Annotated in this window: 20 protein-coding genes and 1 tRNA gene; 12 read left to right on the top strand and 9 right to left on the bottom strand. The window is 58.8% G+C overall.

From position 1 onward, the window contains the following. Window positions 1-4 precede the first annotated feature (4 nt). The 6 genes from KUW67_RS12610 to KUW67_RS12585 form a co-directional block, all read right to left on the bottom strand. On the bottom strand, window positions 5-1,318 hold the full coding sequence (locus KUW67_RS12610; protein WP_224825667.1) for an ABC transporter permease: 1,314 nt from the start codon (window positions 1,316-1,318) through the stop codon (window positions 5-7). Further along, a complete protein-coding gene (locus KUW67_RS12605; protein WP_224825666.1) occupies window positions 1,318-1,608 on the bottom strand; it encodes a DUF1330 domain-containing protein in 291 nt (96 codons plus the stop codon). Before KUW67_RS12605 ends, KUW67_RS12610 begins: the two co-directional genes overlap by 1 nt. A gap of 54 nt (window positions 1,609-1,662) precedes the next feature. Then, entirely contained in the window at window positions 1,663-2,733 is a 1,071-nt protein-coding gene (locus tag KUW67_RS12600; RefSeq protein WP_224825665.1) for an ABC transporter substrate-binding protein, read from the bottom strand. Between the two features lie 50 nt (window positions 2,734-2,783). Further along, window positions 2,784-3,875, bottom strand: a complete 1,092-nt coding sequence (locus KUW67_RS12595) for an ABC transporter ATP-binding protein (RefSeq protein ID WP_224825664.1) — start codon at window positions 3,873-3,875, stop codon at window positions 2,784-2,786. A gap of 202 nt (window positions 3,876-4,077) precedes the next feature. Then, a complete protein-coding gene (gene dld, locus KUW67_RS12590) occupies window positions 4,078-5,787 on the bottom strand; it encodes a D-lactate dehydrogenase (protein WP_224825663.1) in 1,710 nt (569 codons plus the stop codon). A gap of 101 nt (window positions 5,788-5,888) precedes the next feature. Further along, window positions 5,889-5,975 (bottom strand) — tRNA-Leu (locus KUW67_RS12585). 118 nt (window positions 5,976-6,093) lie between these two features. Between KUW67_RS12585 and lipB the strand changes: the two genes are divergently transcribed. The 3 genes from lipB (at window position 6,094) to KUW67_RS12570 (ending at window position 7,885) form a co-directional block, all read left to right on the top strand. Beyond that, complete coding sequence (lipB, locus tag KUW67_RS12580) at window positions 6,094-6,756, top strand: lipoyl(octanoyl) transferase LipB (protein WP_224825662.1); 663 nt, start codon at window positions 6,094-6,096, stop codon at window positions 6,754-6,756. A gap of 10 nt (window positions 6,757-6,766) precedes the next feature. Beyond that, the gene (locus KUW67_RS12575; protein ID WP_224825661.1) at window positions 6,767-7,297 is read left to right on the top strand and encodes a class I SAM-dependent methyltransferase; all 531 of its coding nucleotides are present in this window, start codon (window positions 6,767-6,769) and stop codon (window positions 7,295-7,297) included. A 90-nt stretch (window positions 7,298-7,387) separates the two neighbouring features. Further along, window positions 7,388-7,885 carry a DM13 domain-containing protein gene (locus KUW67_RS12570; protein ID WP_224825660.1) on the top strand — a complete coding sequence of 166 codons (498 nt, stop codon included), beginning with the start codon at window positions 7,388-7,390 and terminating at the stop codon, window positions 7,883-7,885. A 75-nt stretch (window positions 7,886-7,960) separates the two neighbouring features. Here KUW67_RS12570 and KUW67_RS12565 read toward each other — a convergent pair whose 3' ends face one another. Continuing rightward, window positions 7,961-8,134, bottom strand: a complete 174-nt coding sequence (locus tag KUW67_RS12565) for a hypothetical protein (protein ID WP_224825659.1) — start codon at window positions 8,132-8,134, stop codon at window positions 7,961-7,963. 198 nt (window positions 8,135-8,332) lie between these two features. On the opposite strand from KUW67_RS12565, the gene KUW67_RS12560 reads away from it, so the two are divergent. Further along, window positions 8,333-9,511, top strand: coding sequence for a TauD/TfdA family dioxygenase (locus KUW67_RS12560; protein ID WP_224825658.1), 1,179 nt, complete (start codon window positions 8,333-8,335; stop codon window positions 9,509-9,511). On the opposite strand, the gene KUW67_RS12555 is transcribed toward KUW67_RS12560, so the two are convergent. Next, a complete protein-coding gene (locus KUW67_RS12555) occupies window positions 9,508-10,599 on the bottom strand; it encodes a serine hydrolase (protein WP_224825657.1) in 1,092 nt (363 codons plus the stop codon). The two genes, KUW67_RS12560 and KUW67_RS12555, sit on opposite strands and share 4 nt — an antisense overlap. A 119-nt stretch (window positions 10,600-10,718) precedes the next feature. On the opposite strand from KUW67_RS12555, the gene KUW67_RS12550 reads away from it, so the two are divergent. The 7 genes from KUW67_RS12550 (at window position 10,719) to KUW67_RS12520 (ending at window position 17,753) form a co-directional block, all read left to right on the top strand. Next, complete coding sequence (locus KUW67_RS12550; protein WP_224825656.1) at window positions 10,719-11,519, top strand: endonuclease/exonuclease/phosphatase family protein; 801 nt, start codon at window positions 10,719-10,721, stop codon at window positions 11,517-11,519. Between the two features lie 214 nt (window positions 11,520-11,733). Next, entirely contained in the window at window positions 11,734-13,410 is a 1,677-nt protein-coding gene (locus tag KUW67_RS12545) for a cytochrome c oxidase subunit 1 (RefSeq protein WP_224825655.1), read from the top strand. Next, window positions 13,410-13,955 carry a DUF2244 domain-containing protein gene (locus KUW67_RS12540; protein ID WP_224825654.1) on the top strand — a complete coding sequence of 182 codons (546 nt, stop codon included), beginning with the start codon at window positions 13,410-13,412 and terminating at the stop codon, window positions 13,953-13,955. Before KUW67_RS12545 ends, KUW67_RS12540 begins: the two co-directional genes overlap by 1 nt. 299 nt (window positions 13,956-14,254) lie before the next feature. After that, window positions 14,255-15,187, top strand: a complete 933-nt coding sequence (locus KUW67_RS12535; RefSeq protein WP_224825653.1) for an IS5 family transposase — start codon at window positions 14,255-14,257, stop codon at window positions 15,185-15,187. An 85-nt stretch (window positions 15,188-15,272) separates the two neighbouring features. Further along, window positions 15,273-16,223, top strand: coding sequence for a DoxX family membrane protein (locus KUW67_RS12530; RefSeq protein WP_224825652.1), 951 nt, complete (start codon window positions 15,273-15,275; stop codon window positions 16,221-16,223). Next, window positions 16,216-16,719, top strand: coding sequence for a hypothetical protein (locus KUW67_RS12525; RefSeq protein ID WP_224825651.1), 504 nt, complete (start codon window positions 16,216-16,218; stop codon window positions 16,717-16,719). The genes KUW67_RS12530 and KUW67_RS12525 overlap by 8 nt, the downstream gene beginning before the upstream one ends. A 77-nt stretch (window positions 16,720-16,796) precedes the next feature. Beyond that, window positions 16,797-17,753, top strand: a complete 957-nt coding sequence (locus KUW67_RS12520) for a hypothetical protein (protein WP_224825650.1) — start codon at window positions 16,797-16,799, stop codon at window positions 17,751-17,753. Window positions 17,754-17,768: 15 nt separating this feature from the next. Here the strand turns inward: KUW67_RS12520 and KUW67_RS12515 are convergent, their stop codons facing one another. After that, window positions 17,769-18,227, bottom strand: a complete 459-nt coding sequence (locus tag KUW67_RS12515) for a GatB/YqeY domain-containing protein (protein WP_224825649.1) — start codon at window positions 18,225-18,227, stop codon at window positions 17,769-17,771. Between the two features lie 171 nt (window positions 18,228-18,398). On the opposite strand from KUW67_RS12515, the gene carA reads away from it, so the two are divergent. After that, on the top strand, window positions 18,399-19,544 hold the full coding sequence (gene carA / locus KUW67_RS12510) for a glutamine-hydrolyzing carbamoyl-phosphate synthase small subunit (RefSeq protein WP_224825648.1): 1,146 nt from the start codon (window positions 18,399-18,401) through the stop codon (window positions 19,542-19,544). The last annotated feature ends 160 nt before the right edge of the window (window positions 19,545-19,704 follow it).

Below are 19,704 nucleotides of genomic sequence, written 5' to 3'. Positions count from 1 at the left end.
ATCTCTATCCCAGCTTCAGGTTGTCGATGCCGACCAACCGGTCGTAGAGCCAATACAAGATCAAAACCCCGAACAGCAGCAGTGCCGCCAAGGCCGCAGCCAACGACCAATTCAACGAGCGTGTCATGTGAAATGCGATCAGGTTCGAGATCAGCTGACCGTCCGAACCGCCAACCAGCGCGGGCGTGATGTAATAGCCGACCGCGAGGATGAAAACGAGCAAGGCCCCTGCCCCGATCCCCGGCACCGTTTGAGGGAAATAGATGCGGCGAAAGGCCGTCCAGCTGGTGGCACCAAGCGAGCGCGCGGCGCGGACATAAGACGGGTTAATAGGCCGCATCACCGAATACAGAGGCAGCACCATGAACGGCAACAGAATATGCGTCATCGCCACAATTGTGCCGGTCTGATTATAGATCATCTGGATGCGGCTTTCGTCGGCCACCAGACCGCTTGCCACCAGCGTATCGTTCACAACCCCTTGGGATTGCAGCAAAACAATCCAACTGGTCGTGCGCACCAGAAGCGATGTCCAGAACGGCAGCAATACGAAAATCATCAGAATGTTGGAGTATTTGAGCGGCAGCGTCGCCAAGAGATGGGCGATGGGAAAGCCCAGCATAAAGGTCAAGAACGTAATCAACAGCGACAGGATCAACGTGCGTTGAAAAAGCAGCACATAGACCTGCCGGTTCTCGTTTACTGAAACAATCTCGCCCGTCTCATTCTTCTCCAAATCGACGGCGGCAAGGTAGAAATTGATCGTATAGGCCGAAGACGCATCCCGCATCACCTGCCAGAGCTTCGGGTCGGCCCAATCCTCGTCCACATCAAGGATCGCCTCTTTGAACGGCGCTTCCAACCGCTCTGCGCGCCTTGCGGTCTTGGTGAAAAGCGATCGCGTTCCGGGGGCTTCGTAGTTGATACGCGTGCCAACAGCGCCTTGGGCGCGCAGCTCGCGCAACACCACAAAATCGGCAGTCAGCGCAGCATAAGCCGCCTCATCGGGCTCGGTGCCCGGCGGATTGGCATCAAACCACGCGCGCAGGTTAACCATAATCTCGGTCTGGGTGCCGTCGGACAGATCGGTGTGCTCGGTAAAGCCGGGGTTGTGGACAGACCGGTGCAGCATCTGCCCAATCGGCGCGACAAACGTCACCAGCACAAAGGCCAGCAAGGGCAAAACGAGGAAAAAAGCGCGACGCCGGGCTTTTGCCTCGGCGGCCATAAGCGCGGCTTTCAACGGTTTGCCGTCTACGGTCGTCAGTCGTTCCGGCGCGTCCGAAACCGGGGCCGATCCCATGGTTGCATCTGCCATCAGGCCACTCCCTCGACGATCAGCATATCGCTGTCGGCGTTCTCAAATCGGATTTGTGCAACACGTTGATAAGCCGGTGACAAATAGAACGCGCGAGCGGCAGCCATATCAGGAAACTCGACCACCACATGGCGCTCTTTGAAGTTGCCTTCCAGCACTTCCGTCTCGCCCCCTCGCACCAGAAATCGCCCGCCAGCCGCCTCGATAATCGGCGTGTCGAGCCGCACATATTCGGCGTAGTCGGTAGGGCTCGTCACCGTGATGTGACCGATAAGATATGCTTTGGGCATCCGCGTCCTCGAATGAAGAAAAAGGGCGGGCCCGAAAGCCCGCCCTCTGTCCGTTTACTGTGCCAACCAAGCGTTGAAACGCTCGTTCAGCTCTGTATCGCGGTCGGCCCAGAACTCGAAGTTGTTAACCAACGCGTTCTCCAGATTGGCCTCAGCCGTCGGCATGTGCGGCGCCATCTCGGTCTTGCCGTCGGAATACAAACCAACCAGCGCACCCGAAGATTGACGCGCCGGACCATAGCTGATCCAGCTCGCCTGATCTGCCAGACGCTGAGTGTCGGTCGCAAAGGCGATGAACTTCTTGGCTTCTTCCATGTTCGGCGCGCCCTGCGGGATCACGAACAGATCGAAGTCGAGGATCTGACCGTCCCAGACGATCTCGAACGGTTGGCCTTCGCCAACGGCAGCGTTGAAGATACGACCGTTGTAAGCGGTCGACATCACGACCTCACCGTCGGCCAGAAGCTGCGGTGGTTGTGCGCCGGCTTCCCACCAGACGACCTCGTCCTTGATGGTGTCGAGTTTGGCAAACGCCTTGTCCACACCTTCATCGGTCTCCAACATCGCATAGACTTCATCCGCCGGAACACCGTCCGCCATCAGTGCCATCTCAAGGTTGGCTTTGGCGTTTTTGCGCAGGCCACGCTTGCCTGGGAAGTCCGCCAGATTGAAGAAATCGTCAATGCTGTCCGGCGCGTTCTCGTTGTTTTCGGTGTTGTAGGCCATGACGGTGGACCAAACGATATTGGCCACTGCGCAATCGGTCAGAGCGCCTTCGATAAAGTCCTCAGCCGCAGGCGTGCCATCAGGTGCGTCCGGCAGCATGGAGTGATCCAGCTCGACCAGCAGACCTTCGTCGCACAAGCGTACAGCGTCGGAATATTCCACGTCAGCCACATCCACAGTCACGTTGCCTGCTTCCACCTGCGCCTTGATCGGCGTGGCTGGGTTATCCGCATCGACCGAGTTCACAGTAATGCCCATCTCAGCCGTGAACGGCTTATGATAGGCCTCGACCTGAGACTTGGTGTAAGCGCCGCCCCAAGACATCACAGTGACTTCCTGTGCGTTGGCTGCGAAAGCTGTGCCCAGAAGGGCGGTTGTCATAATAAGTGTCTTTTTCATCAGTTTCTCCCGTTGATGATTAGGTTTAAGCCCGATTTAACACCGGGTTCTTAGAGTGGATCCAGCGCCCGCGCGTCTTCTGTGGCCCACGACACTTTCGTCGTCTCGCCCACTTTCAGATGCGTGTGTCCCGCGCTGTTTGGCACTTTGACGATGAAATCGTCATTGCCGTGCACATTCAGGCGACACCGGATGTGGTCGCCCAGATAAATCAGTTCTTTCACTTGCGCGTCGGTGGCATTGGGGCCATCCGTTGCGACTTCGATGCGTTCGGGCCGCACCGAGATCAGCGTTTTTGAACCGACCTCGCCTGCATTGACCGCCAAGGCTTCGGTGGTGGCACCGCCGGGCAGTTCAACCTGCACCGCGTCGCCCATCTTGCTTTTGACAGTCCCGGTCAGTTTGTTGTTCTCGCCGATGAACTGAGCCACAAAACTGTTGTCGGGCCGCTCATAAAGATCATCCGGCGGGGCCAGTTGCTGAATGCGCCCGTCGTTAAAGACCGCCACGCGGTCCGACATGGTCAATGCCTCGGACTGGTCATGGGTCACGTAAACAACCGTGATCCCCAAATTTTCATGCAAGTGCTTGATTTCATACTGCATATGCTCGCGCAGTTGCTTATCAAGAGCCCCCAGCGGTTCATCCATCAGCACCAGCGACGGATCAAAGACCAGCGCACGGGCCAAGGCGATGCGTTGCTGCTGACCGCCGGAAAGCTGCGCGGGGCGACGGTTTCCGAACTCGCCCATCTGCACCATATCGAGCGCCCGCGCGACTTTGGCCTCGCGCTCATCCTTGCCCATTCCACGCACTTCCAGCGGGAAGGAGAGGTTTTCGTTCACCGTCATATGCGGGAACAGCGCGTAATTCTGAAACACCATCCCGATGCCGCGCTTATGCGGAGGGATATTGTTGATCTCGCGCCCGTCGAGCCGGATTTCGCCATGCGTCGCCGTTTCGAACCCGGCAAGCATCATCAGACAGGTCGTCTTGCCAGAGCCAGACGGCCCGAGCATCGTCAGAAACTCGCCCTTTGGCATCGCAAGGTTAAGATCTTTTACAACGAGGATTTCCCCGTCATAGCTTTTCTGGACGCGGTCAAACTCGACATACGCGTCGCTGGATGTGTCTAAAGCCATGTGGCTCCCTGATGTTTCGGGCGATCTGACGCCGCCGCCAGGAAAGAGTTAATCAAGGCTGAAGCAATCTGACAATATGATTCCCTGATTTACGACAGTCCGATGACAAAAGCGGACGTTTGGCCGCCAGACAGACGCTTTTCAGGCAAATTGCGTAGGAAACGCGCACAGGGCGATCAGATGTTCTTCGCGGACTGCCCGATTATTCCGCAGCAACATCAGCCTCTCCCACGCTGTAATGCTTGCATTTCGACATTTTTCCGATGCCCGGATTGAACGCATTGGTCGGGTCGATCTCTTGATAGAAAGCGGCCAGATCGGGTTTGGCCTTATACAAATGCCCGACGTTATGCTCCGCCGGATACTCCGCCCCGCGCGTGTCCAGCAGCTTGAGCATCGCAGCCTTTAAAGGCTTGGGATCACAGCCTTTTTTCACAATATAATCCTGATGCAGAACGTGGCACATGAAGTGGCCATAATACATTCGGTGCACCAGTTGGTCCGCGATTTCGGGCGGCAGATGCTCTTCCCAATCCCGCGTGTTGCGCGGCAGCGCGATATCAAGCGCAAGGATATCCTCGACCTCGTCCGCATGGATGGCGGCATAACGGATCGCGGCGCCTGCGGCAGCAAATCGGTGCAGCCCGGCGATCTTGGCCTCGCGCGCATCACATTCGAAATAATCGCAGTCCCGCGTCGCGCAGAAGCTGTCCAGAAACCCTTTCGCCTCGCCAATGCCCGCATCGCGCATTTTCAGGATCAGGTGATGCTCGAACCGGTCGCGGTAGGCGCGCATCCGTTTGGGCAGCAAGTTCGGCCACAGTTTTGAGGCAAACTGCATGAACCTATCCGTAAAGCCTTTCAGCCCCGGAACGCCATTCAACCGCGCGTCCACCGCGCCTTTCATCGCAAAGAACATCGGCAACCGGTCCGTGCCCAGTTTGTCGATCATCAAAACCGTGTCCTTGCCGTAGACCTCGGTGATATCAAACACCTCGCGGTGCATATACTCCGCACTCACCGGCAGGTTCTCAAACTCCGCCAACATCACCCGGCGCAGCTCGGTCAACTCCTCAGCCCTGTTCGTGCCAATATAGAACACCTGCTCGGCGGCGTTCTTTTCAAACGTATCCAACCGCGCAGCAAACACCGCCAGCTTGCCCGCGCAACCTGAAGCTTCGTGCAGCCGCCGCTTATCCGCGTTGAACCGTGCGGGAGTCGCCGCGTCCACATCCCGCACGCGCTGTGCGTAATCCGTGTCGGACGCTTTTCGGTTGTTGCTCTCGAAGTCAGACGCCGAAAAATCGCCCTTTTCCAGCCGCGTCAAAATTTCTTCCGGGCTGTTGCCCAGCGCAATGCCAAGATGGTTGACCAACTGCAGTTCGCCCGCCTCGGACACCTGTGCGAAAAGCGACATCTCCGTGTAAGACGGCCCCCGCTCGACCAGAGAGCCGCCGGAATTGTTGCACACGCCGCCAATCACGGACGCCCCTATGCACGAGGACCCAATGACTGAATGTGGCTGACGTCCCAAAGGGGCCAACAATTTTTCCAACTTGAACAGGGTCGCGCCCGGAAAACTGATCACCTGTTTGCCGTCCTCGATCAGCTGCAACTGATCCATACGACGGGTGTTGATCAGCACCACATCGCGATCATAATCACCATTGGGCGTCGAGCCTTCGGTCAGTCCAGTATTGGCTGCCTGCATGATCACGATCTTGTCGGCGGCAACACAGGCCTTGAGAACCTCCCATTGCTCCAACAAGGTCTTCGGCTGCACGACTGCCAACGCATCCCCTTCGCCCGAGCGAAATCCCTTGCGAAACCGGCTGGTCGCCTTGGCCGAGGTCATCACATGCCTGCGACTTACGATCTTGGTGAATGCAGCAATCAGATCAGCATCGGTCATGGCAAGGCCCCTCCATAGGGGAAACTGCCACAGAATACACGTCCGTCGGAATGCGACCGATGACCCCGATAGGTTCCGTCTTTCTAAGAATGTTTGGAGAATGGTGCGGTCGAGAAGACTCGAACTTCCACGGGTGTTACCCCACAGCGACCTCAACGCTGCGCGTCTACCAATTCCGCCACGACCGCACTGTCTAGGCTTGGTAGCGGGGCGTATAGACCGACCAATCCACCTTGTGAAGGGAAAAATGCGTGTCTTGCGCCTCTTGCCGCTGCGCCGCTAAATGGCACCGCAAAGGAGCCCTGAATGGTCGAATGGATCGTCTCTCCAGACCCTGTCGATTACGACCTCGCTGTGCGCGAGATGGAGGCGCGCGCAACCGCGATAGCCAATGGCGAAGCGGACGAGGCGATCTGGCTGCTCGAGCACCCCCCGCTTTATACCGCCGGCACCTCGGCCAAGCGCGAAGACCTCACAGATCCGGATCGCTTCCCGGTCTACGATACCAAACGTGGCGGGCAATACACCTATCACGGGCCGGGCCAGCGCGTGGCTTATGTGATGCTCAATGTCGGCAAGCGCGGCCATGACGTGCGCCGTTTTGTGAAAGGCCTTGAGCATTGGGTGATCGCCACACTCGATCATTTTAATGTCAAAGGCGAAATCCGCGAGGGGCGCGTCGGCGTCTGGGTCGCGCGGGACGACAAGCCGCCGGCCACGACAGGCGACAGCGCCGAAGACAAGATCGCCGCCATTGGCGTGCGCTTGCGCAAATGGGTCAGCTTTCATGGCCTGTCGATCAATGTGGAACCAGACCTCGATCATTTCACCGGCATCGTCCCCTGTGGCATCGCCGAGCATGGAGTGACTTCGCTTGTCGATCTCGGGCTGCCTGTGACGCTCGAAGACGTCGACGTCGCCTTAAAAAAGACATTCCCGACCGTCACAGAGCTTCAATTGACCCAGTAACGAGGATCCCATGTCGCGCCGAGACGAGCTGATCGCCCAATATCGCCACATCCACGAGACCAAGACCTATGGCCGCTCGTCCGAGGTGATGATCGGCTATATCCAGCGCCCGTTGGACGACATTCCGAAAATCCGTTCGGTCTTGGATTTTGGCTGCGGGCAATCCCGCCTTGTCGATTGGATGGGCGCGATCAATGACGCGAAAGTCTACCGCTACGACCCCGCGATCCCGGCGTTTTCGGAAATGCCCGTAGACAAGGTCGATCTGGTGATCTGCACCGACGTGATGGAGCATATCCCCGAAGAAGACATCGACGACATCTTCGCGCGCATCCGCAGCCTATCAAAACACGCGTTTTTCAATATCTCCGTGCGTGAAGCCAAGGAAATCCTCCCCAACGGCGAGAATGCCCATTGCACAGTTCAGCCGCCGCCCTGGTGGCGCAAGCGCCTGCTGAAGCATTTCCGCGTGGTCCGCCGCACGCGGTCGCCAGACCCAACTGCGGTCAGCTTCCTCACTTGGTCCGAGGCGAAAGACTAAACGCCACCCAACGAAGGCGATCCTGGCGCCCGCCCCGGACATGATCCGGGGCCTCCAATCCCGCACAACGCTCAGGAATGCCTTGGAGCAATGCCAACTGCGCGCTACCCTACTGCGATGAAACGTCTGATCCTCCTCGCAGGCACACATCTTGCCACCCTCGCGGTAGGTTTCGCCTTGGGCATCTACCTGCTTCCAATCTTGACAGCACCGCCCTCCCCCGATGAGGCGTTGCTCAGCGAGATGGCACAATCGGCGACATATTCAGCGGAAATTCAAAAAGACTTGCCCGGCAATGACGCGCTGCATTGGGGCGAAGGCCGCATCAGCCTGACGGCCACCCAAATCGTGCATGAAGGTCGCCTCGCGCCCGGCCCGGATTACCGGCTCTATCTGGTGCCTGAGTTCGTGGACCATGAGGATGCGTTCACCCCCCTGCGGGACCGCTCTCGCATGGTCGGAAATATCGACACATTCGGCGGCTTCATTCTCGACCTGCCCGCCGACACCACCCTTGAAGACTACACGACCGTGTTGATCTGGTGCGAGACCTTTGGCGAATTCATCGCCGCGGCTCAATACCGCTAAGTCCAAGACAAAGAAAAAACGCGAGCCGTCTGAGAGATGCCCGCGTCCATCACTCATACAGCAGGTGATGTGTTACTACTTGTCGAGGATCGCGTGCATTTCAGCGGCGCTGTCGCCATGGCCGAACAGTTTCGTCCTTTTCAGCGCGTCCATGCGGGTCGTTATGTCGACTTCGAAAACAGACAGCGCAATATCAACCAAGAAGGTATCTAGAAAACTAGGGGCTATTGAGTGCACGAACAACGTCATCACACAGCTGCGCGACCTCATGCGTGTGCAAAGCACGGCGTATATCGCTGAAAACCTGACGGCGGCCTAGGGCATATCTATGGGGCTTACTGGTGCAGCACCGTGAACTGATCGTCTTCAACCCGATGTCGTTTCCGGAACAGACGAATCTCGTCCGTCCGCCCGATCGTCCTGATGCGTGACAACTGGAGACCCGCGATGAAAGACCTGTCCCTCCCGCTCACCCCGGATTTCGACACGTGGCCGGTGACAGCCCAGATCAAGGCCGCCACAATTCTGCCGGGCGGTCATATCGAACTAACATGGTCAGACGGGCGCATCGCCACGTATCACCGCCTGCTGCTGGCCGAGAACGCGACCGATGCCGACACGCTCCACCCGCTGTCACGCGAGACGCTGAAAAGCCCGTTGGATTTTCCCGAAGGGCTGAAAGCCACGAAGGCTGAGATCGCCCCCTCTGGCGCGCTTGAAATCTCGTGGTCCGACGGCACCCCGCGTGGTGCGTTCCACCCCGGTTGGCTTTACGCCCATGGCTGGACCGGCACAGCCCCCGCAACACCAAAACCTATCCTCTGGCGCGCCGCCGATCTGCCCGAGCCTGCCACCGTCTCCGGCAGAGACGCGCTGCAAGACGACCGCGTCTTTCACAAGTTCCTGACGAGCCTGCGCGACCACGGCGTTGCCCGCCTCGAAGGGCTGCCCCAGCAAGACGGCCTTCTGGTCGAGATCGCCGAACGCATCGGCACCATTCGCGAGACGAATTTCGGGCGCACCTACACACTTGCCATTCAGGATGACCCGACCTCGAACGCCTACACGCCCGTCGCCCTGCCCCAGCATATGGATCTGTGCACGCGCGAATGCCCGCCCGGCCTGCAATTTCTGTATTGTCGCGCCAATGACACTTCGGGCGGCGACGGGCTTTACTGCGATGGTTACCGCATCGCCGAAGATATCCGCGCCGAAGAGCCGGACACATGGGAGGCGATGACCACCATTCCGTGGACCTACAATAACCGCGCAAAGACCACGTCTTACAAAGCGTCCGGTCCCATGGTTGATCTCGACGAGAAGGGCCAGATCGCGGCACTACGCTATGAAACATGGCTTCGCGCACCACTTGTGGCTGATCTGGCCACTCAGGACCGCGCCTACACGGCCTATCGTCGCTTCGCCGAGCGCGCCCAGTCCGACGCCTACCTCATGCGAGTGCGCTACAAACCCGGCGATCTTTTCGCCTTTGATAACCGTCGCGTCCTTCACGGACGCTCGGCTTATGACGCCGCAGGCGGCGCGCGCTTCATCGAAGGGGTCTATGCGGATCGTGACGATCTTTATTCGGCAATCCGCGTGATCGAAAGAAGACTGACCGTTTAGTCCAGAAGCTCAATCCCCAACACCGCCGCTGCGAGCTCCGCCGACGCTGCATCTACAAGGCTGTCCTTGCTCGCGTTCATTGCCATGGCGACCGACAGATTGCTTTCCGGGAACATGATCAACATCGCATACCACATCGTGTTTGACCCATTATGCCAAACGACTGGCTGGTCGTAAGCTTCGGCAAATTGCGTCACCCAGCCATAACCATGCGTGTCCTCGACTGACGCGCGCATCTGCAAACACGCCGCTTGCGGCAGCAGCGTTTCGCCTACCCCTGAACATGCCGCTTGATGCGCACTGCCCCATCTCAGCAAATCCGCGATGCTCATGTGGAGCCGCCCCGCAGGCCCCATCCACTCCGGGTTGTCCGCACCGTCTGTCTCTGGATCGACCGGAAAGCGCAGCCCCATGCGCTTGTGATGCCCCCACGGGCTGCCATCCGTAACAGGCGCACCAAACCCGACTGATGTCATGCCCAACGGCTCTGCGATCCGGGTGCGCACCAGATCGCGCCAAGCGGTGTCGGTAACCTCTTCGGCGATCACGCCCGCCAGCACATAACCAAGGTTAGAATACTGTTGCGTCCCGCGCACCTCGATCGGCAGTTCCCACACCGTCCGCAGCGCCTCGATCCGCTGCTGACGTGGTGCATCAGATTGCCAGGTAAAGCCGTCGGTCACGGGCATACCCGCAACATGTCGCATCAACTCATCAAGTGTGATCTCGCCCCAGCTGGGATGAAACTGCCCGACATAGGTCTGCAAATATGTGGCGATCGGCGCTGTCACATCCAGACGCCCTTCTGCCTGCAATTGCATGATCAGCGTAGCCGTAAAGGATTTGGTGATCGAGCCTACATGCCATAATGCATCCTCCGCCACGGGCACGTCAGACCAGCGGTGCTGCGTTCCTGCAACGCGCCACTGCGGTTCGTCACCCACAAATTGATAGCCCATGCCAACCGCAAAGGGGGCGGCAGACTTGGCCACCGATGCAAGCTGCGCCTCCAGGGTTTCGGTGCTGTCTTGCGCCAAACCCGGTCCCGCCATCGCGGCGACCAGCGCCAGCCCCTTGAATGCTCGCATACTGTCTCTCCTTGTCGCCTCCCACAGATCGGAACGCGGGCGGGGGCAATCAACCCTACCCATTCCAAAATCGCACCTGCTCCGCTATCGACATCCAAACGGGACCAAAAGGAGCGGTCATGCAGATCATGTGCCTGAACGGCTGGGGCGGCAAAATGCATGAACCGCTCGTCGCTTACGTGGCCGCACAATCGCCTGACGTGCTTTGCCTGCAAGAGGTCGTGCACAGTCCGGAGACGCAGGAAGACTGGCTGACCTACCGCGACAGCGACCACGTCTTACCGCAGCGCGCAAACTTCTTTCGCGATGTCTGCGCCGCCTTGCCAGATCACGTGTCAACCTTCTGCCCAGCCGCTCAGGGCGTGTTGTGGAAAGACGATGTGCCTATCCCGTCACAATGGGGTCTGGCGACATTCGTGCACCGGGCAATCCCTGTCATCGGACAGGTTCAAGGCTTTGTCCATAAAGCGTTTTCCGCAGATGGGTATGGCGATCATCCACGCTCTCGCAGCGCCCATGCGATCCGCGTTTTCGACCTGAAACAACAGCGCGCTGTCAGCATCACGCAGATGCACGGCTTGCGCGATCTGCGCGGCAAGATGGATACCGCAGAGCGCGCTTCGCAGGCCGAGCGCCTCCTCGCCCTCTCCGATCAGGTGTCCGAGACAGACGATCTGCGGATCATCTGCGGCGATTTCAACGTAGAGCCTGACAGCCAGACCCTCAGCCTGCTGGGTGACGCGGGCTTCACCGAACTCGTCACGACACGCGATTTCCCGGGCACACGAAACACGCAGTATCAAAAGCCGGGACGCTTTGCCGACTACATGCTGGTCAACCGCCCCGAGGCGGTGCGCAGCTTTGACGTGGTGTATAACCCAGAAGTGTCAGACCACTGCCCGCTTGTGCTGGAAATCTGACGTGAAAACAGCCCTTTGCACGGCAAATCGACTGCAACATTGCGCGAAAATGATCTGTATCAACTGCGCCAAAATAACACGGACAAAAGCGCGCGCCCCCGTTGCTCTGGGCTCGCAGTCGCTCTAGAACATCAGGCGGAACATATGCGTGATTCAGATTACGTCGTTGGAATTCTAAGAATACTCCGAGCCTAGCCAACAGGAGGCACCCCCTATGGCAGACGCAGCCATTCACGGCCACGAGCACGAAGACAATCGCGGGTTTTTCACCCGCTGGTTCATGTCTACGAACCATAAAGATATCGGTATCCTTTACCTTTTCGCATCCGGCATCGTCGGGTTCATCGCGGTAGCCTTCACGGTCTACATGCGCATGGAGCTGATGGAACCCGGCGTTCAATACATGTGCCTCGAAGGCGCACGCTTCACCGCTGCTGCCGCAGGCGAGGTTTGCACACCTAACGGCCATCTCTGGAACGTTTTGATCACGTATCACGGCGTCCTGATGATGTTCTTCGTGGTGATCCCGGCGCTGTTTGGCGGTTTCGGTAACTACTTCATGCCCTTGCAAATCGGCGCGCCCGATATGGCCTTCCCGCGCATGAACAACCTGTCTTTCTGGATGTTTATCGCAGGTGTCGGTCTCGGTATCGCCTCGCTTCTGGCGCCAGGCGGCAACGATCAGATGGGCTCTGGCGTCGGTTGGGTCCTGTATCCGCCGCTCTCGACCAATGAAGGCGGCATGTCGATGGACCTTGCGATCTTCGCGGTCCACGTCTCGGGTGCCTCGTCAATCCTCGGCGCAATCAACATGATCACGACCTTCCTGAACATGCGCGCGCCCGGCATGACGCTGCACAAAGTGCCGCTGTTCGCATGGTCGATCTTCGTCACAAGCTGGCTGATCCTTCTGGCGCTGCCGGTTCTGGCAGGCGCGATCACCATGCTGCTAATGGACCGCAACTTCGGGTTCTCGTTCTTTGATCCGGCTGGCGGTGGTGATCCGGTGCTTTACCAACATATCCTGTGGTTCTTCGGCCACCCCGAGGTCTACATCATCATCCTGCCGGGCTTTGGCCTTATCAGCCACATCATCGCGACCTTCTCGCGCAAGCCCATCTTCGGCTACCTGCCGATGGTCTATGCGATGGTCGCCATCGGTGTTCTGGGCTTCGTCGTTTGGGCGCACCACATGTATACCGTCGGTATGTCGCTGACCCAGCAGTCCTACTTCATGCTGGCCACGATGGTCATCGCGGTGCCTACAGGCGTCAAGATCTTCAGCTGGATCGCCACCATGTGGGGCGGCTCGGTTGAGTTCAAAACGCCTATGCTCTGGGCCTTTGGCTTCCTGTTCCTGTTCACGGTCGGTGGTGTCACCGGCATCGTGCTGAGCCAGGCCGCCGTCGACCGCGCCTATCACGACACCTACTACGTTGTGGCCCACTTCCACTATGTGATGTCGCTGGGTGCCGTGTTCTGTATCTTCGCCGGTATCTACTTCTACATCGGCAAGATGTCGGGCCGTCAGTATCCTGAATGGGCCGGTAAGCTGCACTTCTGGATGATGTTCATCGGTGCCAACCTGACCTTCTTCCCCCAGCACTTCCTGGGCCGTCAGGGCATGCCCCGCCGCTACATCGACTATCCGGAGGCTTTTGCCTACTGGAACTATGTCTCGTCCATTGGCGCTTTTCTGTCGTTCGCCTCGTTCCTCTTCTTCATCGGTATCATCGCCTACACCCTGCTCGCAGGCCGCCGCGTGACCGAGAACAACTACTGGAACGAATACGCCGACACGCTGGAATGGACCCTGCCATCCCCACCGCCCGAGCACACGTTCGAGCAGCTTCCCAAGCAGGAAGACTGGGATAAGCAGCACGCCCACTGATGCCGGTTGAATGGCTCAAGAAACCAGAAACGGCCTCGGAAATTTCCGGGGCCGCTTCATTTGAAGCAGGCGACGCCCCGCTGGCCGAAGCGCATCTGTGGCCCTACCGGTCCCTGCCCCGCCGCGGCTTTGTGCTGTTCATCGCGCTCACCGTGGCCCTCATCTCTGTCCCGTTGATCGCGGTCCTTGGAACCCCTGTTCTCTGGGGTGTTCTGCCCTTCCTGATGATCACAGTGGGTGGCGTCTGGTTGGCGATTGAACGCAGCTACAAAGACGGCGCGATTGTGGAAGAGCTGCGTGTCTGGTCTGACCATATCGCCCTGATCCGCCACAACCCGCGCAAAGCCGTTCAGGAATGGAGCGCGAACGCCTATTGGGCCGACGTGCGCATGCACGAAAGCAAAGGCCCCGTCCCTCATTACATCACCCTGTGCGGCAATGACCGCGAGGTCGAGATTGGCGCGTTTCTGTCCGAAGACGAGCGCAAAACGCTCTACCGGGACTTGCTGGCCAGCTTGCGCATGGCGCGCAAGGCAAGCGTCTGAACCACAGCACGACCAACCGGCTCAACCTCTCTCGATTTCGTCAAGGACGGAGCCGACGCGCGCGCCTGCGGGTTGAAAGCGCGAACAACGCATTACGTTCTAGCCGAGTTAGCCAGGCAGACGCTTATGAAAACTCGAACAAAGATAAAGAGAGCCGCGCAACCTCGCGGCCTGTTCACCCGCCCCGTGGCGTGGGCGCTTGGCCTTTTCACGCTTCTCTTTCTTTGGCTCGCGACGGCTTTGTTGCACAATTACTGACAGGGATTCACTACATGAATCCAGCATGATAGCTGGGAAGTATGAGCAGTTGGGCCCCTACGCAGTACAAGACCAGGAACTGGCCTTCGTACAACACCGCGCTGAAGCAACGAGGATCGCTGTCGATCTGGTTTGATCCCGAGATGGTTTGGACACCTCCGCCTAGCGGCAAACGCGGGCGGCAGCCCCAGTTCAGCGACGCTGCGATCCAGACTTGCTTGACGATAAAAGTGCTGTTCGGCATGCCGCTTCGGCAGACGACAGGGTTCGTTGAAAGCCTCCTGCGGTTGGTCGGACTGGATTGGACGGTGCCGGACTTCAGCACTTTGTGCCGTCGCCAGAGAACGCTCAACGTTAGCCTGCCCTATCGCAACGGAACCGGCCCACTGAAACTCCTTATCGACAGCACCGGCATCAAATCCGAGGGAGAAGGCGAGTGGAACGCGCGCAAGCATGGTGGCCCGAAACGCCGCATCTGGCGCAAGATACACATAGGGATCGACGAGGAAACACTGGAAGTTCGGGCGGTCGAAGTCACCACCAGTAATGTCGGAGACGCGCCAATGCTGCCGGAATTGCTGAACCAAATTCCGACCGATCAGGATATCGCGTCAGTGACCGCCGACGGGGCCTACGACACGCGCAAATGCCACGACGCCATTGCCGCCCGTGGTGCTCATGCCATCATCCCGCCGCGCAAGAACGCCCAGCCATGGAAACCAACCACCGCTGGAGCCATCGCACGGAACGAGGCGGTCAATGCTTCACGCTATCTTGGTCGCACCATTTGGAAACGCTGGAGCGAATACCACCGCCGAAGCCGCGTCGAAACCAAGATGCATTGTTTGAAACTGATGGGCCAATCGCTCATGGCACGCGACTTCGATAGGCAGGTTGCGGAAATCCAAATCCGTATCGCCGTGCTCAATCGCTACACCGCTCTTGGCATACCTGTCACAGAGGCGGTAGGCTAAGTCCGTCAGGGGTAAGGGGAAGAACGTCCCTCACCCGATTTGTGCAACAAAGCCGCTCGCGACCGCACCCAGCGCCATAGCCCATGTGCGCTGGTTCGTGGATGCCGGTGTCACCGTCGAAAACTTCGAAGCTTACCGCCTCACTGATCCAGAAGTGCTGATCTGGATCGCACTCGCGGTGACGATTGTCGGGATGTCGGTGTTTCTGGACACGGTTCTACCCACAATACGTATCGTCGACAGCAAAACCCGTCATGACTTCATCGAGCTTTTGCGCATCTTCACAGGCATGTCGCTGCTTCTGACCGCCTATGAAGGCGCTATCGTGGCCCCCCACCTGACCGCCTATGGCAGTTTCGGCACGGTCCTGATCACGTTGCAGGTCGTGATCGGCATCTTGCTAATGGTCAATCGCTTCATACGTCACGCCGCCATCTTCATGGTCTTTCTGCAGCTCGGCTTGGCGATCCAGTTCGGGATCCTGTCAGCACTGGAATACCTGATCGTCATCGGCATTGCGGTTTTCCTGCTGATCAATGATCTGCCGACCCAAGAGCTGCGCGAACGCTTCAAGCCCTACTCCGTCGCTCTTCTGCGCATCTTCACAGGTATTTCCCTCATCACCCTGGGCTTCTCGGAAAAGCTCTTCGGGGCGATCATGGCCGAAAGCTTTTTGGCCGCCTACCAATGGAACTTCGTCTCTGCATTGGGGTTCGAGTTTTTCACCGACCGTCTCTTCGCCCTCTCTGCAGGCTTCACAGAGGTGATCTTCGGCGTCATCCTTGTGCTCGGCACCACGACCCGGCTCAATGTGATCGCATTATCGGTCGTGCTTTTTGCGTCGAATATTCTCTTCATCATCGAAGGCAATAACGAGGCCGCGCTGGTTGAGTTTGTGGGCCACATGCCTGTCATCGGCGTCGCGCTGATCCTGATCCTGCTGGGCTATGGCCAGCGCCTCAAAGTCACCAACCTTCTGCCGAACAAGCAGGTCAATTCCGACATCAAAACGATCCGGGTGCCCAAAGATGCGTAATATCTCCCTCCGCTTTCCCTACCTGATCTATCTCAGCATTGCCTCGATCCTTCTGGGTGTGCTGATCGCACCTGCCTTCCGTGAGTTGCCGGATTTGCAAACCCCCGCATTCGAAATGACAGAGGATATGCGCGAACACGAACTGATGCATGGCAGCATCGACGTGCCCGCCGACACCGCCCCGCAACTCGGTATCACCGTCGAAAAAGACGCGATGGATGGCTGGAACCTGCGCATTGAGGCGACGGATTTCACCTTCACACCAGACACCGTAAATAGCGAAAATGTCGCGAATACGGGCCATGCGCATCTCTATCTGAACGAGGTAAAAATAGCGCGCCTCTATGGTCCGCATTTTCACATCCCCGATCTGCCCGAAGGCGAATATGAGGTAACGGTCAATCTCAGCAGCAATGACCATTCCTACTACCTCGTGAATGGCGAGCGGATTGCCGCCAGCACCACGATCACCCAAGAGGCCGAGGGCGGCTCTTAGGGTCACTTCCCCGCTCTCGACACGCGCGCGCCCTCCGCCTAGAACGCTCCAAACGCAGCTCTTCAAGGTCGCCGCACATGGCCCAAATCCCAGCCACGCACAAAACCCGCCGCTGGGCCTTGTCGCTCTGGGCGCGGTTGATCGGCCCTGAACGATTGGCCAAGACCGCGACCCTACAGGCTTCCGAACGCGCCGCCCTTGACTTGCGCGCACAAGGCGTCCCCGCCGCGCCGCAAAGCCCGACCGTCACTTTCCTGATCCCACTCGTCGGCAAACATCACGTCAACGACTGGTCCGGCGTCAGCCAGCGCCTCGCCGCAACGCTCGCCAGCTTCACCCGGCAAGACAATGGCAATTGGAGCGCTGTGATCTGCGGCCAAGACGCCCCCGACTTGCCCGAAGCCCTTATGAACGACCCGCGCATCACGTTTCTGCCCTTCACGACACCTGTGGACGGCAATGACAAATGGGCCAAACTGCGCCAACTCTGTGAAGCGCTGCCCGAGCACGTACAACAAGACGGCTACGTCATGCCCTTTGATGCCGACGACCTGCTCGCCCCGGGTCAAATCTCGGCAATCCTGCACAGCAAACCCACCGGAGGCGCCCTCGTTTCCCTCGGTTATGTCGCCGACCAGCAAAACGACCGCATAGCGCTGGCTGGCCCACCGACGCTGGGCAAACCTCGACGCAAACCCTTCTGGAAACTCTGCGGCTCTTGTGCGGCGCTCCGCTACCGCCCCGAAGACAGCCCTGCCTTCCTGACGGAACTGACGCAGCACGAACACCGGATGTTCCCCTACCTCGCAGCGCTTGCGGGCCGTCCGCTGCAACCGCTTCCGACCGCCGCTGCCCTCTACGTGCTCAACCACGGCGACAATTTTGGCGCACGGCGCGGCCGCGTCTCCTCAAAGACCCACTTCACACAGCGCTACGCGATCACCGATCCCCAAAGGATCGCCCAAATCCGCGCCGCTTTCGCTTTTGAAAAAATATCCCCGCCGGAGGCAGAAGAGTTTTCAAAAAACTCTTGATCAAGAGTTTTCCCGCTACCCCAACCGGTCCTTCACCATGGGGCCAACAGCGCCAAAATCCATCTGGCCTGTATATTTGCCCTTGAGCACACCCATCACCTTGCCCATGTCGCGGATGCTCTGTGCTCCGGTATCCGCAATCGCCGCATCAACCGCTTTCAAGGCCTCGGTCTCCGACAATTGCCGCGGTAAAAACTCCTCGATGAACACGATCTCCGCACGCTCTTTCTCCGCCAGTTCCAGTCGTCCGCCCTCTTCATAGGCGCGCGCGCTTTCCTGCCGTTGCTTGACCATCTTGCCCAGAATCCCCAGCACATCCGCGTCGGACACCCCGGTCTCATTACCCTCGCCTCGGGCGGCAATATCGCGATCCTTGATGGCAGCACTAATAAGACGCAGGGTCGACAAACGCCCTACCTCCTTGTTTCGCATCGCTTCTTTCACACTCGTGGAAATCCGGCTGCGTAAGTCCATCTTTGATCCCATCCCAACGGTTCAAGAGCCTTAACACATAGGCGCATCGCCCCAGAGGTTCAATCCATTCCTCGCGTCAGCCGCAAGCCCTTGTTTTCAAGGGGCATCGCCCCCTTGACCCCACGGCCCGCACCCCCTATCACCCCGATAATTTGCGCCCCGGAGACTGCCATGCCTGCCAAACCCACCGCCTGTCTTGCTCTCGCCGATGGAACGCTGTTTTACGGGATGGGCTTCGGTGCCACCGGCCAGACCGAGGCAGAGCTCTGCTTCAACACCGCCATGACCGGCTATCAGGAAATCATGACCGACCCGTCCTATGCGGGCCAGATCGTGACCTTCACCTTCCCTCATATCGGCAATGTCGGCGTGAACCCCGATGATGATGAAACCGCCGATCCTGTCGCCGCCGGCATGGTCGTCAAGTGGGACCCGACCGAGCCGTCGAACTGGCGCGCGTCCGAGCCGATGGTCGATTGGCTGACCCGGCGCGGACGCATCGGTATCGGAGGGGTGGATACCCGCCGCCTGACCCGTGCGATCCGCCAGCAAGGCGCGCCCCATGTGGCGCTGGCCCATGACCCTGAGGGCAATTTCGACATCGAAGCGCTGGTCAAAGCCGCCCGCGCGTTCTCTGGCCTCGAAGGGCTGGATCTCGCCAAAGATGTCACCTGCGCACAATCCTACAAATGGGACGAAATGCGGTGGGCGTGGCCCGACGGCTTTCCTAAACGCGAAGGCAAGGGCCATAAGGTCGTGGCCATCGACTACGGCGCAAAACGCAACATCCTGCGCTGCCTGGCTTCCGCCGGATGCGAGGTCACGGTCCTGCCTGCCTCCGCCACTGCCGAGGACGTGCTGGCCCAAAACCCCGATGGCTTGTTCCTCTCGAACGGCCCTGGTGATCCGGCAGCAACGGGCGAATACGCCGTGCCGATGATCAAAGAGGTCCTCGACAAGACGGATATGCCAGTCTTCGGAATTTGCCTTGGGCATCAAATGCTTGCGCTGGCCCTCGGCGCCAAGACAATCAAGATGAACCACGGCCATCATGGCGCAAACCACCCCGTGAAAGACTACGAGACTGGCAAGGTCGAAATCACCTCAATGAACCACGGCTTCACCGTCGACAGCCAGACCTTGCCCGCCAATGTGAAAGAGACCCATGTCTCGCTCTTTGACGGCTCCAATTGCGGCATCCGCGTCACCGATCGCCCGGTCTTCTCAGTCCAATACCACCCCGAAGCCAGCCCCGGCCCGCAAGACAGCTTCTACCTGTTCGAGCGCTTTGCCGACGCCATGAGCGCGCGCAGCTAAGCCCCGCGCCACGGCAATCAGCCAGACCTTCCGCAAACGACCGTATAAGGACCGTCTGCCGGTAAGCGCTGACAGATCAATTCGTCGCCGCGCCACTATTCATGTCGCCTTTCGCAAGAAACAGGCTGCGCGTCTGGATGGAAAGACGGACCAGAATTTC

This window comes from Cognatishimia sp. MH4019, from assembly GCF_020177595.1.
Classification (GTDB): Bacteria; Pseudomonadota; Alphaproteobacteria; order Rhodobacterales; family Rhodobacteraceae; genus JAHTBL01.
The sequence above is the reverse complement of the archived record's forward strand: the minus strand, read 5'-3'. Positions and strand labels throughout refer to the sequence as shown.

What these genes read in the sequence shown, in the direction of transcription:
- KUW67_RS12610 (WP_224825667.1), bottom strand. Translation starts at nt 1,318, where the DNA reads ATGGCAGATGCAACCATGGGATCGGCCCCGGTTTCGGACGCGCCGGAA.
- KUW67_RS12605 (WP_224825666.1), bottom strand. Translation starts at nt 1,608, where the DNA reads ATGCCCAAAGCATATCTTATCGGTCACATCACGGTGACGAGCCCTACC.
- KUW67_RS12600 (WP_224825665.1), bottom strand. Translation starts at nt 2,733, where the DNA reads ATGAAAAAGACACTTATTATGACAACCGCCCTTCTGGGCACAGCTTTC.
- KUW67_RS12595 (WP_224825664.1), bottom strand. Translation starts at nt 3,875, where the DNA reads ATGGCTTTAGACACATCCAGCGACGCGTATGTCGAGTTTGACCGCGTC.
- dld (WP_224825663.1), bottom strand. Translation starts at nt 5,787, where the DNA reads ATGACCGATGCTGATCTGATTGCTGCATTCACCAAGATCGTAAGTCGC.
- lipB (WP_224825662.1), top strand. Translation starts at nt 6,094, where the DNA reads ATGGTCGAATGGATCGTCTCTCCAGACCCTGTCGATTACGACCTCGCT.
- KUW67_RS12575 (WP_224825661.1), top strand. Translation starts at nt 6,767, where the DNA reads ATGTCGCGCCGAGACGAGCTGATCGCCCAATATCGCCACATCCACGAG.
- KUW67_RS12570 (WP_224825660.1), top strand. Translation starts at nt 7,388, where the DNA reads ATGCCAACTGCGCGCTACCCTACTGCGATGAAACGTCTGATCCTCCTC.
- KUW67_RS12565 (WP_224825659.1), bottom strand. Translation starts at nt 8,134, where the DNA reads ATGACGTTGTTCGTGCACTCAATAGCCCCTAGTTTTCTAGATACCTTC.
- KUW67_RS12560 (WP_224825658.1), top strand. Translation starts at nt 8,333, where the DNA reads ATGAAAGACCTGTCCCTCCCGCTCACCCCGGATTTCGACACGTGGCCG.
- KUW67_RS12555 (WP_224825657.1), bottom strand. Translation starts at nt 10,599, where the DNA reads ATGCGAGCATTCAAGGGGCTGGCGCTGGTCGCCGCGATGGCGGGACCG.
- KUW67_RS12550 (WP_224825656.1), top strand. Translation starts at nt 10,719, where the DNA reads ATGCAGATCATGTGCCTGAACGGCTGGGGCGGCAAAATGCATGAACCG.
- KUW67_RS12545 (WP_224825655.1), top strand. Translation starts at nt 11,734, where the DNA reads ATGGCAGACGCAGCCATTCACGGCCACGAGCACGAAGACAATCGCGGG.
- KUW67_RS12540 (WP_224825654.1), top strand. Translation starts at nt 13,410, where the DNA reads ATGCCGGTTGAATGGCTCAAGAAACCAGAAACGGCCTCGGAAATTTCC.
- KUW67_RS12535 (WP_224825653.1), top strand. Translation starts at nt 14,255, where the DNA reads ATGAGCAGTTGGGCCCCTACGCAGTACAAGACCAGGAACTGGCCTTCG.
- KUW67_RS12525 (WP_224825651.1), top strand. Translation starts at nt 16,216, where the DNA reads ATGCGTAATATCTCCCTCCGCTTTCCCTACCTGATCTATCTCAGCATT.
- KUW67_RS12520 (WP_224825650.1), top strand. Translation starts at nt 16,797, where the DNA reads ATGGCCCAAATCCCAGCCACGCACAAAACCCGCCGCTGGGCCTTGTCG.
- KUW67_RS12515 (WP_224825649.1), bottom strand. Translation starts at nt 18,227, where the DNA reads ATGGACTTACGCAGCCGGATTTCCACGAGTGTGAAAGAAGCGATGCGA.
- carA (WP_224825648.1), top strand. Translation starts at nt 18,399, where the DNA reads ATGCCTGCCAAACCCACCGCCTGTCTTGCTCTCGCCGATGGAACGCTG.